Source organism: Bacillus sp. NPDC094106 (genome assembly GCF_044764345.1).
Classification (GTDB): Bacteria; Bacillota; Bacilli; order Bacillales; family Bacillaceae_G; genus Bacillus_A.
Window position 1 is genome coordinate 219279 of sequence record NZ_JBIWHY010000008.1, and the last position, 23055, is coordinate 242333.

Sequence of the window (23055 nt, forward strand, 5' to 3'; positions counted from 1 at the left end):
TTTTGTTTTTTTAACAATTAACTTGAAACATATGTTCTTATTTGGTATATTTTCCATATACCAAATAAGAAGGGAGCGTGTCCAATGAAAAAAGCGTATTTTTCAAATCGAATTTATAAGAGCGGATTACATCCAAAATATGTGGAAGCCATAGGATATACTCTTTTCATATGGAATCGTGCCAAACATTCTGCCTTTCAAACACAAGTATTAGAAAAGCGTTCGGGTACTTCTAAACGCTCTCAAAGTGTGCATATGACTATCAAATCACGTTTTTCCCTGAATGACTATTATGCAAATAGTGCTGTACAGGAAGCAAATGCCCTCCTTTCTTCCCAGACAGAATTACAGAAATTATACATAGAGAATAAAAAAGAACAAATTCATGCGGTGAAGAAGAAAATCAAACAAACGAAATCCAACTTGACTGTATTACGTAAAATAAAACAATCTTTCATCATGGGAAAGCCAACGTTTAACAAAACATCAAAAGAACAACAAATGGGACGATATTTTGTGGTTCAATTTAAAAAGCGAACGGACCTCTACTATTATGCCTACCAATTTGAGCACACTTATATAGATCCGGAAATCAAACATTTGCAATCGAAGCTAAGGAAGTTTAGATTTCGATTCGATCGATTACAAAAACAACTCGATAGCTTAACAAATAAAGTTTCTTCAGCTGTCTTTGGAAGTAAGAAATTATTTCAAGCACAACATACTGTAGAAAAGTATAAGGAAGATCATCAGCTTTGGAAACATGATTTTACACAAGCTCGTTATCAAAACATGTTGATTTCAGGTCGAAAAGATGCGAAATCAGGAAACTTTGTTTTTACCTACAATCCAGACATACAATCTCTTCGCTTCATCACACCAAATGGCATAACCATTGAAATCTCTCATCTTACCTTTCCTTATGGACAAAACCAAGTAAATCATGCGGTTCAAACACAATGGGACTGTACAAATAAAAAGAAAGCTGGAAAACCGATTGGTTGGGCAATAGAAGACCATGGTGCGTACTATATTTTTAAATGCGTAATCGATGGGGAGGAAAATTCCCATCAAAACTTCAGTAAATCCGACGGTGTCATTGGGGTAGACTGCAATGTTGACCATTTTGCATGGGCAAATATCAATAAAAAAGGACAACTTATCAAAATAGGTACATTCTCCTTTGATCTAGAAGGAAAGACATCCGGACAAATCACGAAAATCATCGAAGCAGAAACGATTGCATTAGTAGATGTAGCTGTAAAAACAAAGAAACCCCTTGTAGTTGAAACATTAAAGCTAACAAAAGCAAAGGTGAAGAACCCATATGGCAACAAAAAAGCAAACCGGATCATCAGCATGTTTGCCTATCGAAAAATGATTTCAGCTATTCAAAGTCGGGCTAAGAAAATGGGTGTCGCTGTATGTGAGGTGAATCCAGCGTACACTTCTCAAATCGGTAAAATGAAATATATGAAACGCTTTGGTATTAGTATTCATCAAGCAGCATCTTATGTCATTGCCAGAAGAGCAATGGGCTTTAAAGAAAAACTTCCACCCGTGTTGCATTCTCTACTACCGGAGAAGATGGTAGGTCTACATCACTGGGCGCAGTGGAAGTATTGGTCTAGAATCCTATCTGATTTGCGCGTTCATGCCTTCTATCAGATGGAGTTTTCGAATGACGACAAGATTCGTTCCATCAACGAACTTTTTCCTCCCGGTGCTCTTACAGACTGGGAGGAAAAAGGTTTGTCTCAGTTTGAAAACAGAAGAATCATACTTTGTTGAATGGGTATGGTCGGCTAAGTGTTTTGTCTTAGTTGTCCCTATGGGGAATCCCCTTCCTTAAACATTCCTTAGAATGTTAGGTAGGGGTAGTTCAATATTCACGATAACAATCCGAGCTCTTTTGCATGTATTGGAGGAAGACTTAATTGTTGAACGAAAAATAAATGAAGTGGGATGTTCTCTTTTATTTCAACCCATTCGTGATAACAGGAAAATAATGCTTGAATATCATTATTAAAATATTGTTCTACTAGTATACGAATCAATTTCGTACTTCGCCAATAATCATAAAAAGCTCCCGCATATAATCCATTTTCCGCAGACTTGCCGAACTCATTTAAAGGGTAATTACTAAATTCAGCTTGATATATGTTAATTAATTCATCTTCTACCTGCATAATTGTTTTAAATTGTTCATGTGACATCATTAGTTTTCTTGGCAAATAAAAGCATACGCCTTCTTCAAACCACATCGATTCTTCATCAATTTCATCAAAATCGCTATGGAATTCTTCAGCGTGATGTACAAATTCATGTGCAGCAATAGTTGCGATGTCGAGTATATTAAGTTGCTTATAATATTGCTGAGCTTTTTCAAGTTCTTTTCCGTCAGTCACAGATAAATAGATATTTTTCCATACATCAATAAGTGGTGTAATATGAATTAAATCACGTGAAGTGTAAGCTGGCATAGGAATATTTGAATAAACTTGTGTTGCAGATTCTAAATCGTGAAATACGATTCCCTTTGGTGGCGAGAGGATTGTAACCTTTTCTTGCAATAAAGGTATGAAGCTTTGTAATTCGTTTAGTAGTTTCAAACCTTCTGCTTCAATCTTTTGAATATGAGTTGAATCAGTTACTGAGAATGCGAGTTTCATTTTTAACATACTCCTTTTATTGGGTTATTTAATAAGTATGTTACAAGTGTAACACGATTAGGATATTTTTTTAGTTTCTATTCTGAATCTTTTGACTGTAAATCAATTTCTCTATAACATGGAAATAACACTTTATAGAGAAATGAGCTGATCGATTGTCAATTATTAAGAAAACAGGTTGTTTTTGCCCTATAGATGATACTGGATATATAATTTTATTATGTAAACAAATAGGTTCCATTTTTTAAGTTGTAGGTGAAGAAGTAACAAGCATTGCAAGAGGGACATGGAATGTATAGTAAGGGGGAGCAGCATGTTATTAAAAATGATATTTTGTCAGGTAGAAAAAGAGAAAAAGGGTTTGTTTTCAGAGGCGCAAGAGAAATGGAGAGGTTTACAAAATCTAGAGGGATTTCATGGACAATTTGGAGGCTGGAATGAAGATGAGGCCTGTGTATTTACTGTATGGGAAAACATGAATACATATCAAAAATTCATGAATGAAATGCATGATCCAATTTTTCATAATAGTAATCAAAAGGATACGTATTTATCTTGTAAAATAGAGTTATTTCAAACGTTATTTGATATGAAAGCTACTCCATTTACGAATGCACTTGCAAAAAATCTATTTGTCAGAGTAGCAGTTTGTGATGTGAAAAGAGGCAGGGAAGAGAACTTTTTACATATACAAGAAACAATTTGGAATAAAGGAATGGAAAAATCAGAAGGAATGTTAGGCGGCGTTGTGGGAAGATCTCTTAAAAACGCCAATCGCTATGTCGTCCTTTCTTTTTGGGAGAATGAAATGTCACATCAGCGTTATGTGGAAGGAATTTTTCCTGGATTATATGAGTTAGCTAATGTAACCGAGGATGTTGAAAATATAAATGGAAAGCAAATTGCGTGTATAAAAGAATGGTCTGTATATTAATTATAAAAAAAGTGAATAAATGATGTATATCTAGGATAAATGATTTTAGTAGTTATAGTTGTATGAAGTGTTAGTTTAAAAGTAGAAGGCATGCAGTGAATGTCTTATTGATATGTAGTTCAATAAGACGAATTCTTTTCTTTTAAACATGAAAATTATAGAAGACGTCAGATACCCTTTCATGTTAATATATTTAAGTTATATTAGGAGGCTTACCCTTTTGTTATTGTACGGTAGAAGCAGTGTGAGCTTGAAATTTTTAAAGAAAAGGATGTGCCTAACTTGCGTATAAATAAATTTATTAGTGAATCTGGAAAAGCATCTAGACGCGGAGCAGATAAGTTAATTAATGAAAGAAGAGTAATTATTAACGGAAAAGTTGCAAAAATAGGTGACCAAGTACAACCAGGTGATGACGTGCGAGTAAATGGAGAGCAGCTTCGAATTGCTCGAGACCATGTGTATATTGCTTTAAATAAACCAGTAGGTATTACATGTACAAGTGAAAAGGCAGTTAAAGGTAACATTATCGATTTAGTGAATCATCCTTTACGCATTCATCACGTTGGACGTCTTGATAAAGATTCAGACGGTTTAATTTTGTTAACGAATGATGGCGATATTATTAATGAAATTTTACGTGCTGAAAATAAACATGAAAAAGAATATATTGTTTCAGTAGATAAACCGATTACGCCTGAATTTTTAAAACAAATGGCAGCGGGTGTTAAAATCTTAGGAACAAAAACACTTCCTTGTGAAATAACACAGTTATCAAAATATGAATTCCAAATTATTTTAACACAAGGATTGAATCGCCAAATTCGTCGTATGTGTGAAGCTTTAGGTTATCAAGTTTACACATTAAAACGTACGCGAATTATGAATATCCAGTTGAATAATTTACCAGTTGGACAGTGGAGAGATTTAACGAAGAAAGAGAAAAAAAGATTATTTGCAGACTTAAACTACGAACCACAAGATTGGTAAAAAAGATAGGGGAAATCAAAAAACATGAAAATTGTTTTTGGTTTCCCTTTTTTGATTGAACAAAAAATATTTTTTAACACTTGCAAAAATAAATGGAATAGGATATATTAAATAATAATTAATGGATGTTATTATAAAAAGCAAAGAAAAGGACACGAGTTATTTTAAACGGTTGTACAGAGAGGGAAGGAATGCTGAGAACTTCCTAACGCAGTGAAATAACTTACCACCTTAGAGCTGCACTGGGGAAATCATAGTATCTAGTGCCGTGTAAGCGACGTTACCGCAAAAGAAGCCATTGTATGTTTTAGTATGATGGGAATCTGGGTGGAACCACGGATATAAGCATATTCGTCCCTATTATTAGGGATGAGTATGCTTTTTTGTTTTTTAATTTCATTTCATGATAAGCAAAGAAAAGGACACGAGTTATTTTAAACGGTTATACAGAGAAGGAAGAAAATGCTGAGAACTTCCTAACGCAGTGAAATAACTTACCACCTTAGAGCTGCACTGGGGAAATCATAGTATCTAGTGCCGTGTAAGCGACGTTACCGTAAAAGAAGCCATTGTATGTTTTAGTATGATGGGAATCTGGGTGGAACCACGGATATAAGCATATTCGTCCCTATTATTAGGGATGAGTATGCTTTTTTGTTTTTTAATTTCATTTCATGATAAGCAAAGAAAAGGACACGAGTTATTTTAAACGGTTATACAGAGAAGGAAGAAAATGCTGAGAACTTCCTAGCGCAGTGAAATAACTTACCACCTTAGAGCTGTACTGGGGAAATCATAGTATCTAGTGCCGTGTAAGCGACGTTACCGCAAAAGAAGCCATTGTATGTTTTAGTATGATGGGAATCTGGGTGGAACCACGGATATAAGCATATTCGTCCCTATTATTAGGGATGAGTATGCTTTTTTGTTTTTTAATTTCATTTCATGATAAGCAAAGAAAAGGACACGAGTTATTTTAAACGGTTATACAGAGAAGGAAGAAAATGCTGAGAACTTCCTAGCGCAGTGAAATAACTTACCACCTTAGAGCTGTACTGGGGAAATCATAGTATCTAGTGCCGTGTAAGCGACGTTACCGCAAAAGAAGCCATTGTATTTTTTTATATGATGGGAATCTGGGTGGAACCACGGGTAAAAGCACGCTCGTCCCTATTATTAGGGATGAGTGTGCTTTTTTATTTATGAAATGGAGCGATTAAAATGAGAGAACAGATGATTAAAATTATTTTTCCAGATGGAAGTGTAAAAGAATATGTAAAAGGAATTACTCTAGAAGAGATTGCGGCCTCAATTAGCCCTAGTCTAAAAAAGAAAGCAGTAGCAGGAAAGGTGAATGACCAATTATTTGATTTACGCCGAAACATCGAACAGAATGCGGAAATTCAAATTATAACTATGGATTCAGAGGAAGGAATAGAAGTTGCAAGACATACTTCTGCACATATATTAGCGCAGGCTGTTAAAAGAATATATGGTGATGTAAAACTTGGTGTAGGGCCTGTTATTGAAAATGGATTTTATTATGATATGGATCTTTCAAGTAGTATAGCGGTAGAAGACTTACCTAAAATTGAAAATGAAATGCGAAATATTATAAACGAAAACTTAAAAATAGAGCGAGTTGAAATCACTAGAAAGGAAGCGGAAAAGCTTTTTCAAGATATAAATGATGATTTAAAGTTGGAACTTTTAGAAGTGATTCCTGAGAATGAAGTTGTCACAATTTATAAACAAGGAGAATTTGTTGATTTATGCCGTGGGCCGCATTTACCGTCAACTGGCTACTTGAAAGCATTTCAATTAACACATGTTTCTGGTGCGTATTGGCGGGGGGATAGTAATAATCAAGTGCTTCAGCGTATATATGGTGTTGCATTTTCTTCTCAAAAAGAGTTAGAAAACTATTTACAGTTTGTAGAAGAAGCGGCCAAGAGAAATCACCGTAAGCTAGGGAACGAACTTGAATTATTTATGTTTTCAGAAGAAGCACCAGGGATGCCTTTTTATTTACCGAAAGGACAAATCATTCGAAATGAATTAGAGTCTTTTTTAAGAGAAATACAACAAAAATACGATTATCAAGAAGTCCGCACTCCTATTATGATGAATCAAGAGCTATGGGAAAAATCAGGACATTGGGATCATTATAAAGATAATATGTATTTTTCAGAGGTAGACCATAAAAGTTTTGCATTAAAGCCGATGAATTGTCCTGGACATATGCTTATATTTAAAAATAAACTACGCTCGTACCGGGATTTGCCAATCCGGATGTGTGAATTTGGTCAAGTACATCGCCACGAATTCAGCGGTGCATTGAACGGATTATTAAGAGTACGTACATTTTGTCAGGATGATGCACATTTATATGTAACACCTGAACAAATAGAGAGTGAAATAAAGTCAGTGTTAAAGCAAATTGATTATGTCTATAGAACATTCGGTTTTGAATATGAAATCGAACTTTCAACTAGACCGGAAGATTCCATGGGAGATGATGAGCTATGGAGCCAAGCTGAATCGGCTCTTGAAAATGTACTGAAATCATTGAATTATAACTATAAAGTGAATGAAGGGGATGGCGCATTTTACGGACCGAAAATTGATTTTCATATTAAAGATGCTTTAAAAAGAAGCCATCAATGTGGCACAATTCAGCTTGATTTCCAAATGCCAGAGAAATTTGATTTACATTATATTGACGAAAGCAATGAGAAAAGAAGACCAGTTGTGATTCACCGCGCTGTATTAGGTTCTTTTGATCGCTTCTTAGGAATATTAATTGAACACTTTGGAGGAGCATTTCCAACATGGTTGGCTCCCGTTCAAGTAAAGGTAATTCCTGTTTCCACTTTAGTACATGAACAATATACAAAAGAAATTGAAGAAAAGTTAAAACGGGCTGGTATTCGCGTCGAACGAGATATGCGTAGTGAAAAACTAGGTTATAAAATACGAGAAGCACAGCTGAAAAAGATTCCGTACATCCTTGTCATTGGAGATAAAGAAATGGAGAATGGATCTGTAAATGTACGTAAACATGGAGAAGAGAAATCTGAAGTTGTTTCACTAGATAAATTTATGGAAAGCGTACAGGATGAAATTTATAATAAAGGTTCTAAATAACAAATAGTAAATGTTGCTGCACACCACCTTTCATAAGTGGTGTGCTTTTTACTGCAATAAAAAATGACTTACAGTCGTTCTTTGAATCGATAGAGTAATGGAAGGGAAAGATTGGATGCTGGTCGAATAAATATGTTATGACTTCCGAGAAATGACTGAATACAAAACATTTTGTCGAAAGAAAGGGTATCGAATATGAAAGAAATGCTACAGTTATTTCGTAACAAAATTTATGCAAGATTTTTTCTAGCAAATATTTTAGAGCGGCTTGGTTCTATGATCGCAGGAATATCTTTAATGTTTTATTTGTTAGATCAATATGGGAAACAGCCTATTTACGCAACGACAACACAGATTATGATGGCATTACCTTCACTTGTTTTTTTCTTAATGGTGGGTACAGTAGTGGATCGGTTTGATCGACAGCGTATTTGTACGATAAGTAATATATGTTGCTCTCTCTGTAATATTGGAATTCTAATTTCGCTTTATTACGGAATAATCATACTTGTATTTATCTCTCTATTTTTGGAAAATGCTTGTATTCAGTTTTTCTCTCCATCGGAGCAAGCGATGATACAAGGCGTTGTTCATTCTGATCAATATGGTGCAGCAGCAGGAATTAACCAAATGGTAAATAGTTTGTATGCTTTATTTGGAGTAGGGATAGCGACAATGGTGTACTGGACGTTTGGAATTTACGGCAGTATTCTAGTGAATACTTTAACGTTTATGGCAAGTGGTCTTTTAATTCAAACCATTTCAATTCAGGAGAGCGTACGGTTACCGAACGGTAGAACAGAGTGGAAACAAGTGAACATTAAGATGTTATTGACGGAATTTAAAGAAGGATTGCGGTATATTTATCAAAACGATACGCTTAAAAAGCTACTTCTAGGCTTTATCATTTTAACCGAGAAGACCCCTTCCTCTAAACGAAGTGAAGGTGGGGATGAATCGGTTTTTTCTTTTTTAAGAAAATTACATTTTTTCAGAACGTACGTTTTATTTTGTTGTATAATGGTCTTATCAAACAAAATGAGGTGAGAACAGGTGAAGAAAGCATATTTTTCGAAGCGAATCTATAAGACAGATATACCGCATGAAATGGTAGATGTATTGACACAGACAATAGAAATATTTAATACAGCGAAACGATATGCGTTTCAAATGATCGTCCGAGAAAAACGGTGGAACCGTAAGTTGCATACAGATAGTCTTCATCTTGTTCTCAAGCGGAAATATCAATTGAATGATTATTATGCAAACAGTGCGGTGCAAGAAGCAAGGGCATTGTTTACAGGTATAATGGAGTTACAGAACATATATGAGAAACAAACACAAGAAAAGCTCAAGAAAATCAAACAGAAGTTGAAGCAAGAACGGACAAAACGGACAAAGCTTCGTAAAATCAAACAAAGTTGTGTGAAAGGAAAGATTACGTTCCCAAAAAACTCCCGCTTTTCGAAGCACAACCAGATTATTTCTTTGTCTCGTAAAGAGGATACATTGATTTGGCTGAATGAATATCTGTTTGAACACCAGTATTTAGATGTTCAAATCAAAAGGATCCAGGCAAAAATCGACCATTTGACTCATCGACAATATCGTTTAAAGCAGAAGATTGAATCGTATCAAAATCATATTCCGAGTGCGGTGTTTGGGAGTAAAAAACTGTTTCGGTCTCAATTTACAATCGATGAGTTCGTGCAGAACCATGACAAATGGAAAACCTTATTTTCTCGTGCTCGAAATAAACAACTCATTTTATCTGGTCGTAAAGATGCCAAACAGGGAAATTTTGTGTTTCAGTATGTTGTTGAGAATCAGGAATTATGGATGACAACAAGTGCAGGGAAATTCGTTATGTTTCCAGCTGTCACATTCCCGTATGGACAAGAAATCGTGGAAGAAGCCATCTCAAACCAATTACAGTGTAAGAATAAGAAAACGCACAGCAAACCGATTGCGTGGTCTGTTGAAGACTATGGTGAGTATTACATTGTAAAGTGTTTAGTCGATGTACCGGAAAACCCTCACACGAATTACAGTAAAGCGGATGGTGTCATTGGTGTGGATTGTAACCTAGACCACTTTGCATGGGCGAATGTAACAGAGGATGGGAATTACAAAGGGAGTGGTTCTTTCTGCTTTTCAGTTATTGGAAAAACAACTGGACAAATCACAAAGATAATCGAAGCAGAAGTCATTGGCTTAGTTGATTTAGCGGTGCGGTATCATAAGCCGATTATCATAGAAAAGTTAGATACCACACGATCCAAGACAGGAGATCGGTACGGAAATAAGCGAGCGAATAAAATGAAAAGTCTGTTCGCTTATGAGAAGATGACAAGCGCGATCCTGAATCGCGCGGATAAAATGGGCGTGGCTGTCTTTCAAGTCAATCCCGCTTATACTTCTATCTCAGGAAAGATGAAATATATGCGAAAACTCGGGATATCTATTCATCAATCCGCGGCTTTTACGATTGGACGTCGTGGATTAGGGTATAAAGAAAAAGTACCTCAAGTGCTTCAGCCTTATATTCTAAAGAAAGAAGCGCACCACTGGAGTCATTGGCATCAATTGAACAATCGACTGGATATTCGTACCCATCATTTCTATCAGTTATATGATGTGAATCAGCCGAAAGAGACATTACAAATTGAGCGATTAGACTTACTTGAAGGTGAAAAGAAAAAACTAGCAAAAATGTTTGTATCCTGAAAAAAGAACCCCCTTGTCCCAGTCTCTTACGCTTGTTACCAGAGCAGATAACAGGTCTAGGAACTGGATGCATGACAAGGTGGTCTTCTCCTCGATATAGGAAGAAAGTGGCTATACCTTTTCTATTTTCCTCGGAAGATAGAAAGAGGTCGTCTTGTCTAAGGACACTACTGAATTTCTAAATCGTTGTATCCTTTTTGTTGAACGAGAGGAAGTGTTTTTGCGAGGGCAGAAACAGTAGAATCACCCACCTCAAGCTCATGTAGAGGTAGGTGGGGGTAGTTCAATAATATTGCTGTATCGGGGTGGATGTACGAAATTGTTGATGAGTCGTTTATGGGACGTGTACAAAGTTTACTTAGTCCCTTAACAACTGGTTTCCAATTGCTATCGCTTGGAGCGATTGCTATGCTGTTCCCAAGATGGATTCATGCGGATACTTTGTATCTTATTTTATTTGGTCTATTAATATTTGTTACATGCCTCTATCAAGTCATATTGCCTAGTGGTCAAAAACAAGTCAAAGGTGTAGTGGAAGAAATGTAAATTTGACTAAAGTGTATTTCCTGACTGAGGTCGTACTTTGTGAAATGGTAGTTTTTTGTTTCTGAATATTACGTATTTTGTTGGCGAGGGATTACTTTTTTACAACGATTTATTACGCTTCCGTGTTTGTCCTAAGGTTTACAAATAGATCTTATCAGTTATGGAAAAACAATTGTATATTTCTATTAGAAAATATCTAAATAAAAAGATAGATGAAAACAATCCGTTTTCACCTATCTTTTTTCTCTTTTACAAAGGTGGTAAATCGATTTTTCCTTCTTCAAACAATTCTTTTAGCATATGTTTCGTATATCCAGCTGCTTGTCCAAATGTAATTTTTGCAGGCATTGGTGCTTCGTTTGCATCTACTACTACATCAATAATACAAGGTTCATCTTGTTTGACTGCATGTTCAAAAGCAGGGAGCAGTTCGTCTATATGTTCTACGCGATAGCCTATACCACCGCATGCTTCTGCATATTTTGCAAAGTTAGGGTTTGTTAAGTCTGTACCAAACTCAATGTTCCCCATTACTTCTTGTTCAAATTTAATCATCGCAATCTTATGATTGTTGAGTACAACGACAACAATTGGTAACTTATATTTAACTGCAGTCACAAAATCGTTCATTGTCATCCCGAACCCACCATCACCGCAAATTGCAAAGACTTGCTTATCAGGAAATGCAATTTGCCCAGCAAGTGCACCAGGTAAACCACAGCCAAGCGTTGCAAGCCAGCTAGAAATGATAAACTGTTGATTTGTCATGCGGAAATGACGTGCTGTCCAAACGGTTACATTTCCGACATCTACCGATAAAATTGCATCATCATGAGCGACATGCTGCAAGGCATGCATAACTCTTTGAGGTTTAATAGGAGTAGAAGAATCTTCTTCTTGATCATGCAGTTTTTTCTCCCATCTTTTCATTAATTCTTGATGGTGTTCTAGGAAAGAGTGATCGCTATGTTTTTCAGTATTTTCTAAAAGCCATTTTAATGTTTTATCGGCGTCACCAGCTAATCCAATATCTGTCGCATAGCGTTTTCCGATTTGAGCAGGATCTGTATCAATATGGAGCGTCTTTGCTTTTTCGGGTAAAAAGCCAGTGAAAGGATAAGAGGTACCGACCATGATTAATGTATCTGCATGCTTCATGGATTCATAAGCAGGTTTTGTCCCAATTAACCCTAAACCACCGATACAAAGAGGGTGTTCATCAGGAATGATTCCTTTAGCCGGGAGTGTTAAAACAATTGGTGCACCAATATGCTCTGCGAATGCAAGTAAAGATTCCTTCGCATGCTTCGCTCCTTTTCCAGCTAAAATAACAGGCTTTTTTGTTTCATTTAATGCTAATTTCGCTAAGCTTAAATCTTCTTCTTGTGGAAAGAGTTCTGGTAATGTAAAAGAAGAATTGGTTATACGGGCACCAGCCTCTATTTCAAATTTTGGCACATCATCTGGAATGGTAAGAACAGATACCCCTTTTTTCGTATAAGCCATGCGAATTGCTTGGTTAACTACAGCAGGAAGTTGTTCAGCTGACATAATTCGTTGATTATAAACGGCGACATCATCAAACATTCTTTCTAAGTTTACCTCCTGGAAAAAACCTGTTCCAAGTAAATCCGATTCAACTTGCCCTGTAATAGCTAAGACTGGAGCTTGGTCTAATTTTGCATCATATAATCCGTTTAATAAGTGAATTGCGCCGGGACCAGCGATAGCCATACAAACTCCGAGCTTACCTGTTAATTTTGCGTAAGATGCAGCTGCTAATGCACCAGCTTCCTCATGACGAACTTGAATAAATTTAATTTTGTCTTGTTTTTTTCGAAGAGGTTCGATAATAGAATTAATGGAATCCCCAGGCATACCATAAACGTGGTCAACGCCCCATTCAATTAAAAGGTCAACAAGCGCCTCACCCGCTGTTTTACGAAACATAATAGTTCCTCCTTATGTACTGAGATACTATTATATTTTGAAGAAAAAGGTAAAATATACAAATAATAAATGAAAGCTTTATTCTAATGGTGGCCTGCAAAAACTGTAAAAATTGTTATGAGTAAAAACCCACTTATAGACCAGGAAAGGAAGGGGAGTAGTGAAAGATGTTTCTTTGCTTTCCATAGCATTTCATGTATTGTGACATAACCTAACGATCCAATGGCACTGCCCATTATAAGTCCTTGTAAATGAATCGCTTTTCCATCCATCATAATGCCAAAGATGGTACCAGTACCGAGAATAATGGAAAGTAATAAAATTGTTAATAGAAATGAAATATATGTATGTCTTGTAAATAGAAAAGGAATGATTAACGCTAAACCTTCTGGAATATGGTGTATTACGATTGCAAGTAAGAATGGAATTGCAGATTCATTGTGATTTATAAACGCAGATCCTAGCGCAAAACCACTCGGTAAATTATGAATAAAAATAGCAAAAGACAGGAATAAAAAGGTTTGCCATGCTTGCTGGTCTTTTTTATGTATCATAGGGTGATGGAAATAATTATCTAATAAACTCATAATTAGAATACCGATGAAAACTCCAAGTATAGGACCCATAATCTTATAGTTTGAAAAAGTTTCTGGAATAATTTCAAGCGATAATAAGCCGAGTAAAATACCGCCGCATAGTGCATATAAACGATGCATCTTTTCTTCTATTAGCTGACGTGTTACAAGCCCAACAGCACCGCCTAATAACAAGCCGCCAAATGAAAAAAACGTAACGATCATTGGAATCCATAATCGCTCCATATCATCACACTCCATTTTTGTAACTTTCATTTTCAGCTTACTATGATAGGGAAGAGATTAGTCCAAATAATTGGGGCTAATTATAGAAAAAAATTTATTTATTCGATATAATCTGTACATTCGTTTTTGTGATTTGAATCATAACTTTGCCGTCTCGGCAAGGTTATGGTTCTTTTTGTTTGCGGTAAAGTTACGTTTCCAATTTTTGTGATATAATTAGCCATATAAAAAGACAGAAAGGAGTAATACTTATCAAACATTATTTCTTTTAATGTCGGAATACTTCAAAAATTTATGTTTCAAGGAGAGGAAATTGAAACAGGTCTGGTTTAAAAAAAGTGTTAACATGCCGTTATATCTACCGATACTCAACTTTGAAAACGACAGTCCAATGTATCGCTAAATTAGAATAACCCACAACCAAAATGCAATATTCCTAAGATACAGTCTCTACATGAATTCTTACAAACTATATAACTCATTTATAAAAGGATTTATAGTTATTCCTTTATTTTCTATCACTATATAAAGTAAGAAAGGATGAAGTTTTTTGCAAAGAGAAATGATTAAAACAGATCGTGGAGAATTCGAAGTATTTATTGGTGGAAAAGGTACAGAGCCTATTTGTATAGCACATTTATATCAAGAATTTCTATCGGGTAAAGAGCCATATTCTGCAGCAATTGGAGAATATTATAAAGTAATATTAGTGAATCTAAAAAATACGGGTTCCTCAACTAAAGTTAAATCAAAAAAAGACCTAGGCATGGAAGAAACTGTGAAAGATTTAGAAAGTATTCGAAAGAAACTTAAATATTCTAATTGGCTTTTGCTGGACACTCAACAGGAGGTTTTTTAGGCTTAACTTATCTTTCTATGTATCCAGACAAACTTTCTGAGATTATTTTATGCGGTACAGCAGCATCAAATAGAATAAACCGATCTAAAAACAATTTATTCAATGTGGAAAACGGAAAATACAAAAAAGATATGATAAAAATCTTCTTTAAAATGTTGCCTTTTATGAGTAAAAAAAGTAAAGAATCTGCAGCAAAAAAATTCTTCGAGTTATGTCTTCATTCTAAAGAAAAAGTTGATGAATACTACAAAAAAATGCAATTTGTCGCTATTAATAAATCAAGAATGGCAGCTTATTCATCTGAATTACGTCATTATGATGTCAGTGAAACCATAAAAAATATCCCTGTCCCATCTTTAATATTATGCGGAAAGTATGATGTTCAATGTCCTATTGGATTTTCTGAAGAACTACATAACCTGTTGCCTAATTCAATCCTTCTAACATTTGAAAATAGTAACCACTTCCCTTTTATTGAAGAACGTGAAAAATTTTTAGATGCACTAAGCACTTTTACAAATCAATCAAATTCAAACACGTTCACCCTATAAAAAATAGATGACTGAGTTCCCGAGCGGTCGTGTTTTCTTTATTACTTTTAATCTGTATGAAGGTTTTCATTCTGGTTTTTAAGGTCTAGTTGTCTATTTTCTAATCGTTCAACTGCTTCGCAACGTTTAAAATCATTTATGTTTGTATACAGTGAAATGTTGATTTTAAAGGTTTGAGATGGATTGCTACTATCTTTGTCCTTGATGAAAACTTATGAGGTTAATAATAGGTTTATGGAAATATTATGCTTCAAATCACAGTTTTAACTGAAAAAAGAGAAGAGGTATGCAGTTTGCAAACAAAATGGAGTTTATCAGAATATGAGAATCCAAAGCGGTATGATGCAGAAAATACAAGTTTGTCAGATTTCCCTTTTTTACTATCGTGGGCTAAAAAAATTGGAATACAAAATGAATGGATATTGGATATTGCTTGTGGAACAGGTAGAGTGACGATTCCTTTTGCGGAAGAAGGATATCGAATGATTGGAGTAGATATACATGAAGGCATGCTTGAAGAAGCAAAGGGGAAATTTTCAAATTCTACTAAAATAAAATGGTTAAAACAAGATTGTTTGCAGTTACGACTAGAGGAAACAATCCCACTTGGGTATATGGTAGGCCACGGATTTCAACACTTCCTTACAAATGAGCATCAAAATCAATTATTAACATCGATTCATAGTGCTCTTACTGATGAGGGAATATTTATTTTTGATACGAGATTTCCTTCAGTAGAAGAACTATTGCAGCCAGCAACAGAAGAATACTGGACAACAACTACAGATGAAAAAGGGAGAAAGTGTGATTTGTATACGGAGATGCAATATAATCCAATTACACAAGTTCAGCACTACATAACAACTAGGAAATTTTATGAAGAAGACATTGTGACGGAAGAAATAAAAACAAAGATTGATCTTCGTTATACATATCCCCAGGAATTAGAGCGAACACTTGCAGTTAATGGGTTTCAGTTATTACATATATATAACGATTGTGACGGAAATGAGCTGGGAGAAGACTGCTATTCTATGGTTGTGGTTTGTCGGAAGATGAAGGGGATTTAAATTTTATGATTTGAAAATTGACAAAAATAACCGTTACTATCTCTGTTTGTATATTTATTTGTTTTAAGGAGTGAAAAACATTTAGTTCAACTCTACTTTATCAAACAGAAGATTGTTTTTTATAAGAAATATGGCTCTGTTAGCGAATAGAGGCATATTTTTTATAATTCTTCTAAGACAGCCGATCTATACGACTTTTCTAGAATTAAGTTGAGAAATCATCAATAATTTCTACCACTTCAATTTTTTTACATTACCCGTCCAATATTCTCTAGCTTGTTCAATTTTTTGAGAGAAAGGAACCCCATCTTCCTTTGGTAAAAGGTTTCCATCACCTTCAAAAGAATTTCCAATAACTCGAAGTTTAACAATCTGCAAAACTTTCCGATTGTAAGAATCAAATGATTCCTTCCATTTCAAAGCGTCTTCATAGCTTTTCGCAGCGTATAAGCAAGACAATCTTGAAGGGTATTCAGGATATTCTTGTAGTCTAACCATTTCTACTATCACTTCTCTAACCGCTCTGATTGTTTGGTCTACATACTTAATAACTACTTCAGCATTTTCTTTATTCATGTTCAAGCCTTCATTTGTATAATGACTTTGTAAAATCTGAATAAAGTCTTCGCCTTTAGAATTCAATTGTGCTCTTTCAAAACAGAAGCGATATAAGGTATTGTTTTGGTTCTTGTCAAAGTTAATGATCTGCCCAAGACGCATTTTTTTCCTAGTAACAATGTGATAAACATATAATTCGTCCTCTTTCATGGTCTGCCTCCTATTGGCTATTTCCGTGAATGATTTGCGACAATCGTTGCAAAAGTAATATTGACGACTTTGTTAAGAAGCAACGTTTTTGGTATCGAAATCACTCAATGTATGTAGTGGTAAGTTGTTAATACAACATAAACCCGCTTCGTGTCCAAGTAGTTGCCGAACTGTGATGTTTTCTTTTCCATTTACCCCAAATTCGTTCCAATAAGTAGATACTTTTTCGTCGTAATCTATATAACCCATGGAATGAGCTAAGGCCAATGCAAGAGCAGCGAATCCTTTTGTTCCAGAAAATATGAGAACCGCTGTATCATCTTGCCAGAGTTCTTTTGTAAGATGATCACGATATCCACCCCATAGATCAACAACACATTCACCGTTGTAATAGATGCAACAAGCTGCACCTAATTCCTCCCGAGTTGTAAAATTTTCTATAAATGCATGTTTAACTTTCTCGAATCCAGGTTTGACGAAACCGTCAATATGAATGGTTTGTTCCATTGTTGTATCCCCTTAGTGTTTAAATTATGACAAATAAAATATTAGTATATATAGTAATACTACACAAAAATGTGTAAATCCTTTATGAAGTAACATAAGGTTAGCTTTAAAGGTAGAATGTATATATATATTCAGTTGTGATCAAAAGGGTATGGAAAAATATTAAAAAGTAACGATTATTTTAGTCACAAAGATTGAAAATTGAAGAATTTCCAGTAACACTTTATTTTGTAGTAAAAAGTAAACCCGCACACCCTGTTTATGCAGGTTTGTGGCTCTCGTAGTAACCGTTATTTTTGTAACTGTCCATGATTCATACTTGTTTTGATAAGATGTAATCATATCTTCCCAAAATTATCATTTCCATTTCTCTTTTTGAGGGGTATCAAATGATTAAAGGGAAAATGTGAATACGAGCAGAATGTGTTTTAGGAAACGGTATATATCGCAAACGAGAATAGTAGTCATAAATAAAAATAATGTATTTCCAGAGGTGAGTATGGATAAAGAATTACTAAATGCGGTTGAGAAGACAATTGTATATATGAAAAATCATCTAGATAAAGAAATAACATCAGAGGATTTAGCCTTAATGTCTGGATATAGTACGTATCATTTTCTTAGAGTATTTAAAGAGGTCACTGGGGTATCTCCACGACATTTTTTATCAGCGCTGCGTATTGAGGAGAGTAAACAAGTATTAATAAAATCATCAGATTCGGTATTATATGCCTTACTTAGAGTCGGTTTTCGGAGTATAGGGACATTTAGTTCGAAATCCAAAGATCTTGATAAGGATATGGAATATTTAAAGTCTAATCATGTTCCTATTTTGTTTGATGAACCTAAGCCATGTCCACCTGGAAAATATGTAATTATAAAGGATCCTACCGGTAATCAAATTGAACTTGTAGAGTTTTTGAATGAAATTTAGTGATTGATAATTTGTATGTTACGTCGATTTTTAATTGTTAAAAACATAAGTGAGGGATATATAGTGATCTATGAAATAACAATCCAAGTTCGAGTGAGTGATTTTGAAGAAGGAAGACAATGGTATCAAACTTTACTTAATAAGGAACCAGATTTCATGCCACATAAGGGATTTGCAGAATGGGAACTTATACCTGAATGTTGGTTACAAGTAACGGAAGGGGTGCCAAGTCGAGGGAGTGGACCGATTCGTTTAGGAGTTATAAATATTGAGGATGAACGGGAAAGACTGAAAGAAGAGTTGGGTATTGAAAATTTTGAAATATATACTCGTATAGAAGTCCCTGTTAAATGGGGAACTTTTGCGGATCCATGGGGGAATCGACTTGGCTTCTTTGAATATCTGGATCAGAATGAACAAAATGAACGTATCAAAACTATTCTGAAGTTAACATAGACATAATAGGTAAAGTTTTATTGAACGCAAAATAATCGATCTTTTTTATAAAAGATTCAATTCATTGATTTGTACCATGAATCAAATAAACTATTTATTAAAAAATGTTTTAGACTATAGAAAAAAGTATTAACCTATTAAAAAATAGTTATAGATTGGAGAGGTATTTTCCATGTGTGAAAACACCTTCCATCTCTGTAATTCGAATTGTTAAAATCCGTAATTTGTAGATACCACTACATTACTTATAAATCCCGTATACGTTTCCTAATATCTGTTGCCACTCTAGTAGGATTATCAATCTCAAAAAAGACATATTTATATTTTTCATGACCTTCTAATTCAATCATTACAAGAGGTACTCTATTTTCATAAGAAAGAAAATACCATTCATCGGCATATTTAAAACTACCTTCAAAAATGTTAAGTGCCGAAATAGAGGTCCCGGGCATACGGAGCATCCATTGTGGGGCATCAAAATAGTCAACATATACACTTTTAATAGTATTATAAGGAATTTTTAACTTTAATTTTAAGGCAAAGAATCCTGTTACTCCATTTAATTTTAGAGTTACACTTTCGTTATCAAACTGTACTTCTCTTCCCATGTGTTCCCTCCTAACTTTTATTAAATTAAACCCCATTAACTAAATTATACCATTTAGTTAATAACAACAAATGTATTTCCTATGTTCTTTCATCATCTTATTTTCTTATAGAGATAGCCCCCTCCTTTACTTTAAGTACATCTCTTTTAAAAATGTGCATGTCAAATAAACCTAGATAGGCATCATTATTAGCTTGATAGCGATGTGGTAATACCCAACAGCCTTGCAAACTTCTGAGTACACAGAAGGGCACTGTAGTCTTATATAAATTTTATATTAATTCATTATTAATACTATATTATCCATATTAAAATATGGTCTTTATAATGAAGATATCACTTTTAAAAGGAGGAACTAGAATGGAGTTTAGTAAACTTGGCAATAGCGGATTAACAATAAGCAAGATTGCATACGGAAACTGGATAAATCATGGGGGTAAAGGGAGAGGTGATCGTATGAAAGATGTAGGAATCTCCTACGACGAACTGACATTTTGGGAAGGATGTATTAAAGGTGTATCAGAACCCACTCTTCCATAAGTAGTATGGTTTATTATTTTATTGCTGTACAGTTAACTTGTCTTTAAGGAACGAAAGAGCGAATCCAGTCGTTCCTATTTTGTTCGTATTATATATTATATCGGTATTGGCTCGTTTTTGCTGGTCTTTGCTGCCTATACAATCGTCGATGTTGCAGCAAAAAAAGAGGAACACATGGTACACCTCGCCAAAACTGAACTTCGCTCCTATGCAAAATCGTTCGATAGCACCGTGGTACCTGTATACAGCATTAATGAGATTAAGAAAGAGAAGTTTAATAGCATTAAAGAAGAAGCGAATCACAATCATAAGCAAGCAATCCAAAGCATGCAGGGTACTATGAAGTAAGTTACGCAGATCAAAACGGTACGATTCGAAAAGAAAAAATGTATCTGACGATTTCCGTAAAAGATACCGACATCAAAAGACACGAACTTCATTTTAAAACAGTCCCTAATCGAAATTTTCCTGCATTTCATTCAGATACTCCTATTCCTTACTACTTTATATATCCCAGAAGATGTATCAGCGTATTCTACCTTTGTTAAGGAGAAATAAAGCATGCTGCAGTTGCAGTATGTTTTTTCTATTTCCCACATAGAAAGGGGTTATATCATATGAATCCTCATCATATTTGTTTCGACTGGAGAGAGAGTTGCGTTTGGCAGATGATTCAATATTTGATCTATAGTTCTTTACTTTATGTGACATTACTCATTCATTTAGGATTTCATAGCGGCATTTTAATTGACTGCAGCCTGTTTTTCCTTCTCGGCGTGGATACGCACATGTTGGTTACTCCTAAATATGTACATTTTGAAGAGAATGGTTTATTTGTACAAAGGATTTTCACCTCTACATGTATACCTTACACCTCAATACACGCAGTTATCCCTATTTCCCATCCTCATTCATCTATTCCCTCTAGTTTTGAAATAAGGGGCGCTCATGCAATCCGAATCCTTGTACTGCATGATCTCACAGAAGAAAAACAACAAGAGTTTTTCCGCACGTTATTTCAAAAGAATCCTTCACTTTCAAACAACAATTTCCTGTAATCACGACAAATTCACTTCTCTTTTCCACGCAGCAGACAATTTTCTCAATATCCATATGGAATATATGTTATGCGCCTTCCAATACTAAAACAGATTGAAAATTTCATTACTGGAGGTATATGATGACGTATCCATTTCGTAATTTAGTATTTGAAGGGGGCGGGGTAAAGGGTGTTGCTTTTATCGGTGCGATCCGCTCACTAAATGAAGAGAAGATATTACCAGAAATACAGCGGTTTGGCGGGACATCAGCAGGTGCGATTACTGCATTACTATTAGGCCTTTCCATTCCATTCGAAGAAATCGAAAAAATTCACAAAGAAATGAACTTCAAAGCATTTAAAGATGATGATTTTTTGTTTATACGAGATAATATTCGATTATTTTTTGATGGCTTTGGCATCTATAAAGGGGATTTTTTTACAGAGTGGATAGGAAAAATAATTGAACAATGGACAGGGAGTAAGGATACAACATTTCAGCAGTTGTATGAAAAAACAGGAAAAGACGTGTTTTTCCAAGGAACAAACGTTTCCACGCATCAGCTTCGCACGTTCTCACGTGAAACAACGCCTGATGGCCCACTAGTAGTAGCTGTGCGAATTTCGATGTCCATTCCATTCTTTTTCAAATCTGTGGAATGGGATGAAGACTATTATGTAGACGGTGGAGTACTAGATAACTATCCAATCCGCTTATTTGATCGAAAAAGTTTTGTGAGCAAAGAAGAAAACTTCACGACAACAGACATTATTGACGAAGTTAATAAGATGATAAGCAATGCGGATCATCATTCAGCGCTAAGAAGCTTACATATGAAATACAATGTATCTTTCTTTGATGCTGCAGATGAAATCGTTTATAACAAAGAAACACTAGGTTTCCGCTTAGAATCTCAAGCAGAGATCGCCATGTTGAAACATTTAGCTAGTCCAAAAGAACATCACATTGGCCATTCTCTAATTGATTTTGCGTGGAATCTGTCTCAAACAATGATCAAAGGACATGCGAGCGGAAAAGCAACAAAAGAAGATGCCGCCCGTACTGTCTTTATCAATACTTTCTTTGAGTCCTCGATTAATTTCGATATCTCAGAAGAGCAAAAGAAAACACTCATTGAATCGGGCTATGCTTGTACGAAAGAATATCTGACGCAGTTTAATACGCCTGAAGTGAAAATGTTTAATCGTCCGTAAAAAACCAAGTGAATTTCACTTGGTTTTTTCTATAGGTCTGTAAAATTGTTATTTTTTGGTGAGCTATAAAAATTCAGATAGACTATACATAGAACAAGAGAGAGGAGAAAACAGGAAGCTATAAATATCAATTTGGATGGCTAGTGGCATCACTTCTTATTTTGTGAAACCATGATGTAGAAAGGGTGAAATATGTGGAAGAAAAACGTGTTGTTATTTATGTTGTGGGAGGCAATGCTAAAGTCGCGAGTAAACCTGATGTTGTGGTGGATATCGTTGATTTTGATAACTTAGAAGAATACGTAGAACCTGCTTTTACATTAGTACGAAAACAAGAGATGGATAATCATGGCCCGATATCCCGTACAAAGGAAGAGGCAATTGACGGGCTAAACTCCTCTAAAACACAGTTCAATTCTAATCGTCCTGATTACCATATTAAACAGAATATGCTGGATGAAAATGACCTTATAAAACCAATATACTTTCATAAGCACGATGCACTGATGGATGTGCATCAAGTATTACAAACGACATAATAAAGATATATTTCTTGCAAGTTAGGTTATTATGTAATAGAGAAAACAGGATTAATTTTGAATATAAAAAAAAGACGCTCACCAGATGGGAGGGCACTGAAAAAGTCCTCATAGTTTAAAAAGTGAAAGCTTCCTCGATGAAATCGAGGAAGCTTTCACTTTTTTCATGTATAATGGTTGTAC

20 protein-coding genes, 3 pseudogenes and 3 other annotated features are annotated in these 23055 nt (G+C 35.0%); of the genes and pseudogenes, 17 read left to right on the forward strand and 6 right to left on the reverse strand.

All coding sequences use genetic code 11. From position 1 onward, the window contains the following. The first annotated feature begins 84 nt into the window (after positions 1 to 84). A complete protein-coding gene (locus tag ACIQ7L_RS14475) occupies positions 85 to 1791 on the forward strand; it encodes an IS200/IS605 family accessory protein TnpB-related protein (protein ID WP_400570100.1) in 1707 nt (568 codons plus the stop codon). 98 nt (positions 1792 to 1889) lie between these two features. On the opposite strand, the gene ACIQ7L_RS14480 is transcribed toward ACIQ7L_RS14475, so the two are convergent. Further along, entirely contained in the window at positions 1890 to 2672 is a 783-nt protein-coding gene (locus ACIQ7L_RS14480) for a hypothetical protein (protein ID WP_400570102.1), read from the reverse strand. A gap of 313 nt (positions 2673 to 2985) precedes the next feature. On the opposite strand from ACIQ7L_RS14480, the gene ACIQ7L_RS14485 reads away from it, so the two are divergent. From ACIQ7L_RS14485 to ACIQ7L_RS14510, 6 genes and pseudogenes are all read left to right on the forward strand, one after another. Continuing rightward, positions 2986 to 3606, forward strand: coding sequence for a DUF4937 domain-containing protein (locus tag ACIQ7L_RS14485; protein ID WP_400570104.1), 621 nt, complete (start codon positions 2986 to 2988; stop codon positions 3604 to 3606). Positions 3607 to 3888: 282 nt separating this feature from the next. Further along, a complete protein-coding gene (rluF, locus tag ACIQ7L_RS14490; RefSeq protein WP_141523370.1) occupies positions 3889 to 4596 on the forward strand; it encodes a 23S rRNA pseudouridine(2604) synthase RluF in 708 nt (235 codons plus the stop codon). A gap of 134 nt (positions 4597 to 4730) precedes the next feature. Continuing rightward, positions 4731 to 4958, forward strand: a binding site (T-box leader). A gap of 42 nt (positions 4959 to 5000) precedes the next feature. Then, positions 5001 to 5229: a binding site (T-box leader), on the forward strand. Positions 5230 to 5542: 313 nt separating this feature from the next. Further along, positions 5543 to 5771, forward strand: a binding site (T-box leader). Between the two features lie 46 nt (positions 5772 to 5817). Beyond that, positions 5818 to 7743, forward strand: coding sequence for a threonine--tRNA ligase (gene thrS / locus ACIQ7L_RS14495; RefSeq protein ID WP_400570106.1), 1926 nt, complete (start codon positions 5818 to 5820; stop codon positions 7741 to 7743). Positions 7744 to 7938: 195 nt separating this feature from the next. Continuing rightward, a complete protein-coding gene (locus ACIQ7L_RS14500; RefSeq protein WP_400570108.1) occupies positions 7939 to 8790 on the forward strand; it encodes an MFS transporter in 852 nt (283 codons plus the stop codon). A 6-nt stretch (positions 8791 to 8796) separates the two neighbouring features. Further along, entirely contained in the window at positions 8797 to 10470 is a 1674-nt protein-coding gene (locus ACIQ7L_RS14505; protein ID WP_400570111.1) for an IS200/IS605 family accessory protein TnpB-related protein, read from the forward strand. A gap of 282 nt (positions 10471 to 10752) precedes the next feature. Next, positions 10753 to 11016: pseudogene (locus ACIQ7L_RS14510) on the forward strand (MFS transporter); the annotation flags it as partial. Between the two features lie 249 nt (positions 11017 to 11265). On the opposite strand, the gene ACIQ7L_RS14515 reads toward ACIQ7L_RS14510, so the two are convergent. Together ACIQ7L_RS14515 and ACIQ7L_RS14520 are read right to left on the reverse strand one after the other, a co-directional pair. After that, on the reverse strand, positions 11266 to 12966 hold the full coding sequence (locus tag ACIQ7L_RS14515) for a pyruvate oxidase (RefSeq protein ID WP_400570113.1): 1701 nt from the start codon (positions 12964 to 12966) through the stop codon (positions 11266 to 11268). Between the two features lie 83 nt (positions 12967 to 13049). Continuing rightward, positions 13050 to 13787, reverse strand: a complete 738-nt coding sequence (locus ACIQ7L_RS14520) for a ZIP family metal transporter (RefSeq protein ID WP_400570115.1) — start codon at positions 13785 to 13787, stop codon at positions 13050 to 13052. A 550-nt stretch (positions 13788 to 14337) separates the two neighbouring features. On the opposite strand from ACIQ7L_RS14520, the gene ACIQ7L_RS14525 reads away from it, so the two are divergent. The 3 genes from ACIQ7L_RS14525 to ACIQ7L_RS14535 all read left to right on the forward strand — a co-directional run bounded on the left by ACIQ7L_RS14525 (position 14338) and on the right by ACIQ7L_RS14535 (position 16267). Further along, complete coding sequence (locus ACIQ7L_RS14525) at positions 14338 to 14646, forward strand: hypothetical protein (RefSeq protein WP_400570117.1); 309 nt, start codon at positions 14338 to 14340, stop codon at positions 14644 to 14646. Next, the gene (locus tag ACIQ7L_RS14530) at positions 14610 to 15197 is read left to right on the forward strand and encodes an alpha/beta fold hydrolase (protein ID WP_400570119.1); all 588 of its coding nucleotides are present in this window, start codon (positions 14610 to 14612) and stop codon (positions 15195 to 15197) included. Before ACIQ7L_RS14525 ends, ACIQ7L_RS14530 begins: the two co-directional genes overlap by 37 nt. 293 nt (positions 15198 to 15490) lie before the next feature. Next, a complete protein-coding gene (locus tag ACIQ7L_RS14535; protein ID WP_400570121.1) occupies positions 15491 to 16267 on the forward strand; it encodes a class I SAM-dependent methyltransferase in 777 nt (258 codons plus the stop codon). 205 nt (positions 16268 to 16472) lie between these two features. Here ACIQ7L_RS14535 and ACIQ7L_RS14540 read toward each other — a convergent pair. Together ACIQ7L_RS14540 and ACIQ7L_RS14545 are read right to left on the reverse strand one after the other, a co-directional pair. After that, positions 16473 to 17035 (reverse strand): annotated as a pseudogene (locus ACIQ7L_RS14540) (DUF2441 domain-containing protein). A gap of 72 nt (positions 17036 to 17107) precedes the next feature. Next, a complete protein-coding gene (locus ACIQ7L_RS14545; protein WP_400570123.1) occupies positions 17108 to 17542 on the reverse strand; it encodes a serine hydrolase domain-containing protein in 435 nt (144 codons plus the stop codon). 499 nt (positions 17543 to 18041) lie between these two features. Here ACIQ7L_RS14545 and ACIQ7L_RS14550 point away from each other — a divergent pair, with 499 nt between their 5' ends. Continuing rightward, positions 18042 to 18476, forward strand: a complete 435-nt coding sequence (locus ACIQ7L_RS14550) for a helix-turn-helix domain-containing protein (protein ID WP_400570125.1) — start codon at positions 18042 to 18044, stop codon at positions 18474 to 18476. Between the two features lie 63 nt (positions 18477 to 18539). Beyond that, positions 18540 to 18932: a VOC family protein gene (locus tag ACIQ7L_RS14555; protein ID WP_400570127.1), complete on the forward strand. Its 393-nt coding sequence runs from the start codon at positions 18540 to 18542 to the stop codon at positions 18930 to 18932. Between the two features lie 245 nt (positions 18933 to 19177). Here the strand turns inward: ACIQ7L_RS14555 and ACIQ7L_RS14560 are convergent, their stop codons facing one another. Next, entirely contained in the window at positions 19178 to 19540 is a 363-nt protein-coding gene (locus tag ACIQ7L_RS14560; protein WP_400570129.1) for a hypothetical protein, read from the reverse strand. A gap of 359 nt (positions 19541 to 19899) precedes the next feature. On the opposite strand from ACIQ7L_RS14560, the pseudogene ACIQ7L_RS14565 reads away from it, so the two are divergent. The 5 genes and pseudogenes from ACIQ7L_RS14565 to ACIQ7L_RS14585 all read left to right on the forward strand — a co-directional run. Further along, positions 19900 to 20004: pseudogene (locus ACIQ7L_RS14565) on the forward strand (aldo/keto reductase); the annotation flags it as partial. Between the two features lie 249 nt (positions 20005 to 20253). Beyond that, complete coding sequence (locus ACIQ7L_RS14570) at positions 20254 to 20427, forward strand: hypothetical protein (RefSeq protein WP_400570131.1); 174 nt, start codon at positions 20254 to 20256, stop codon at positions 20425 to 20427. A 269-nt stretch (positions 20428 to 20696) separates the two neighbouring features. Next, positions 20697 to 21137 carry a hypothetical protein gene (locus ACIQ7L_RS14575; protein WP_400570133.1) on the forward strand — a complete coding sequence of 147 codons (441 nt, stop codon included), beginning with the start codon at positions 20697 to 20699 and terminating at the stop codon, positions 21135 to 21137. 122 nt (positions 21138 to 21259) lie between these two features. After that, positions 21260 to 22333 carry a patatin-like phospholipase family protein gene (locus tag ACIQ7L_RS14580; RefSeq protein ID WP_400570135.1) on the forward strand — a complete coding sequence of 358 codons (1074 nt, stop codon included), beginning with the start codon at positions 21260 to 21262 and terminating at the stop codon, positions 22331 to 22333. Between the two features lie 185 nt (positions 22334 to 22518). Continuing rightward, positions 22519 to 22872 carry a hypothetical protein gene (locus ACIQ7L_RS14585; protein WP_400570152.1) on the forward strand — a complete coding sequence of 118 codons (354 nt, stop codon included), beginning with the start codon at positions 22519 to 22521 and terminating at the stop codon, positions 22870 to 22872. Positions 22873 to 23055 lie beyond the last annotated feature (183 nt).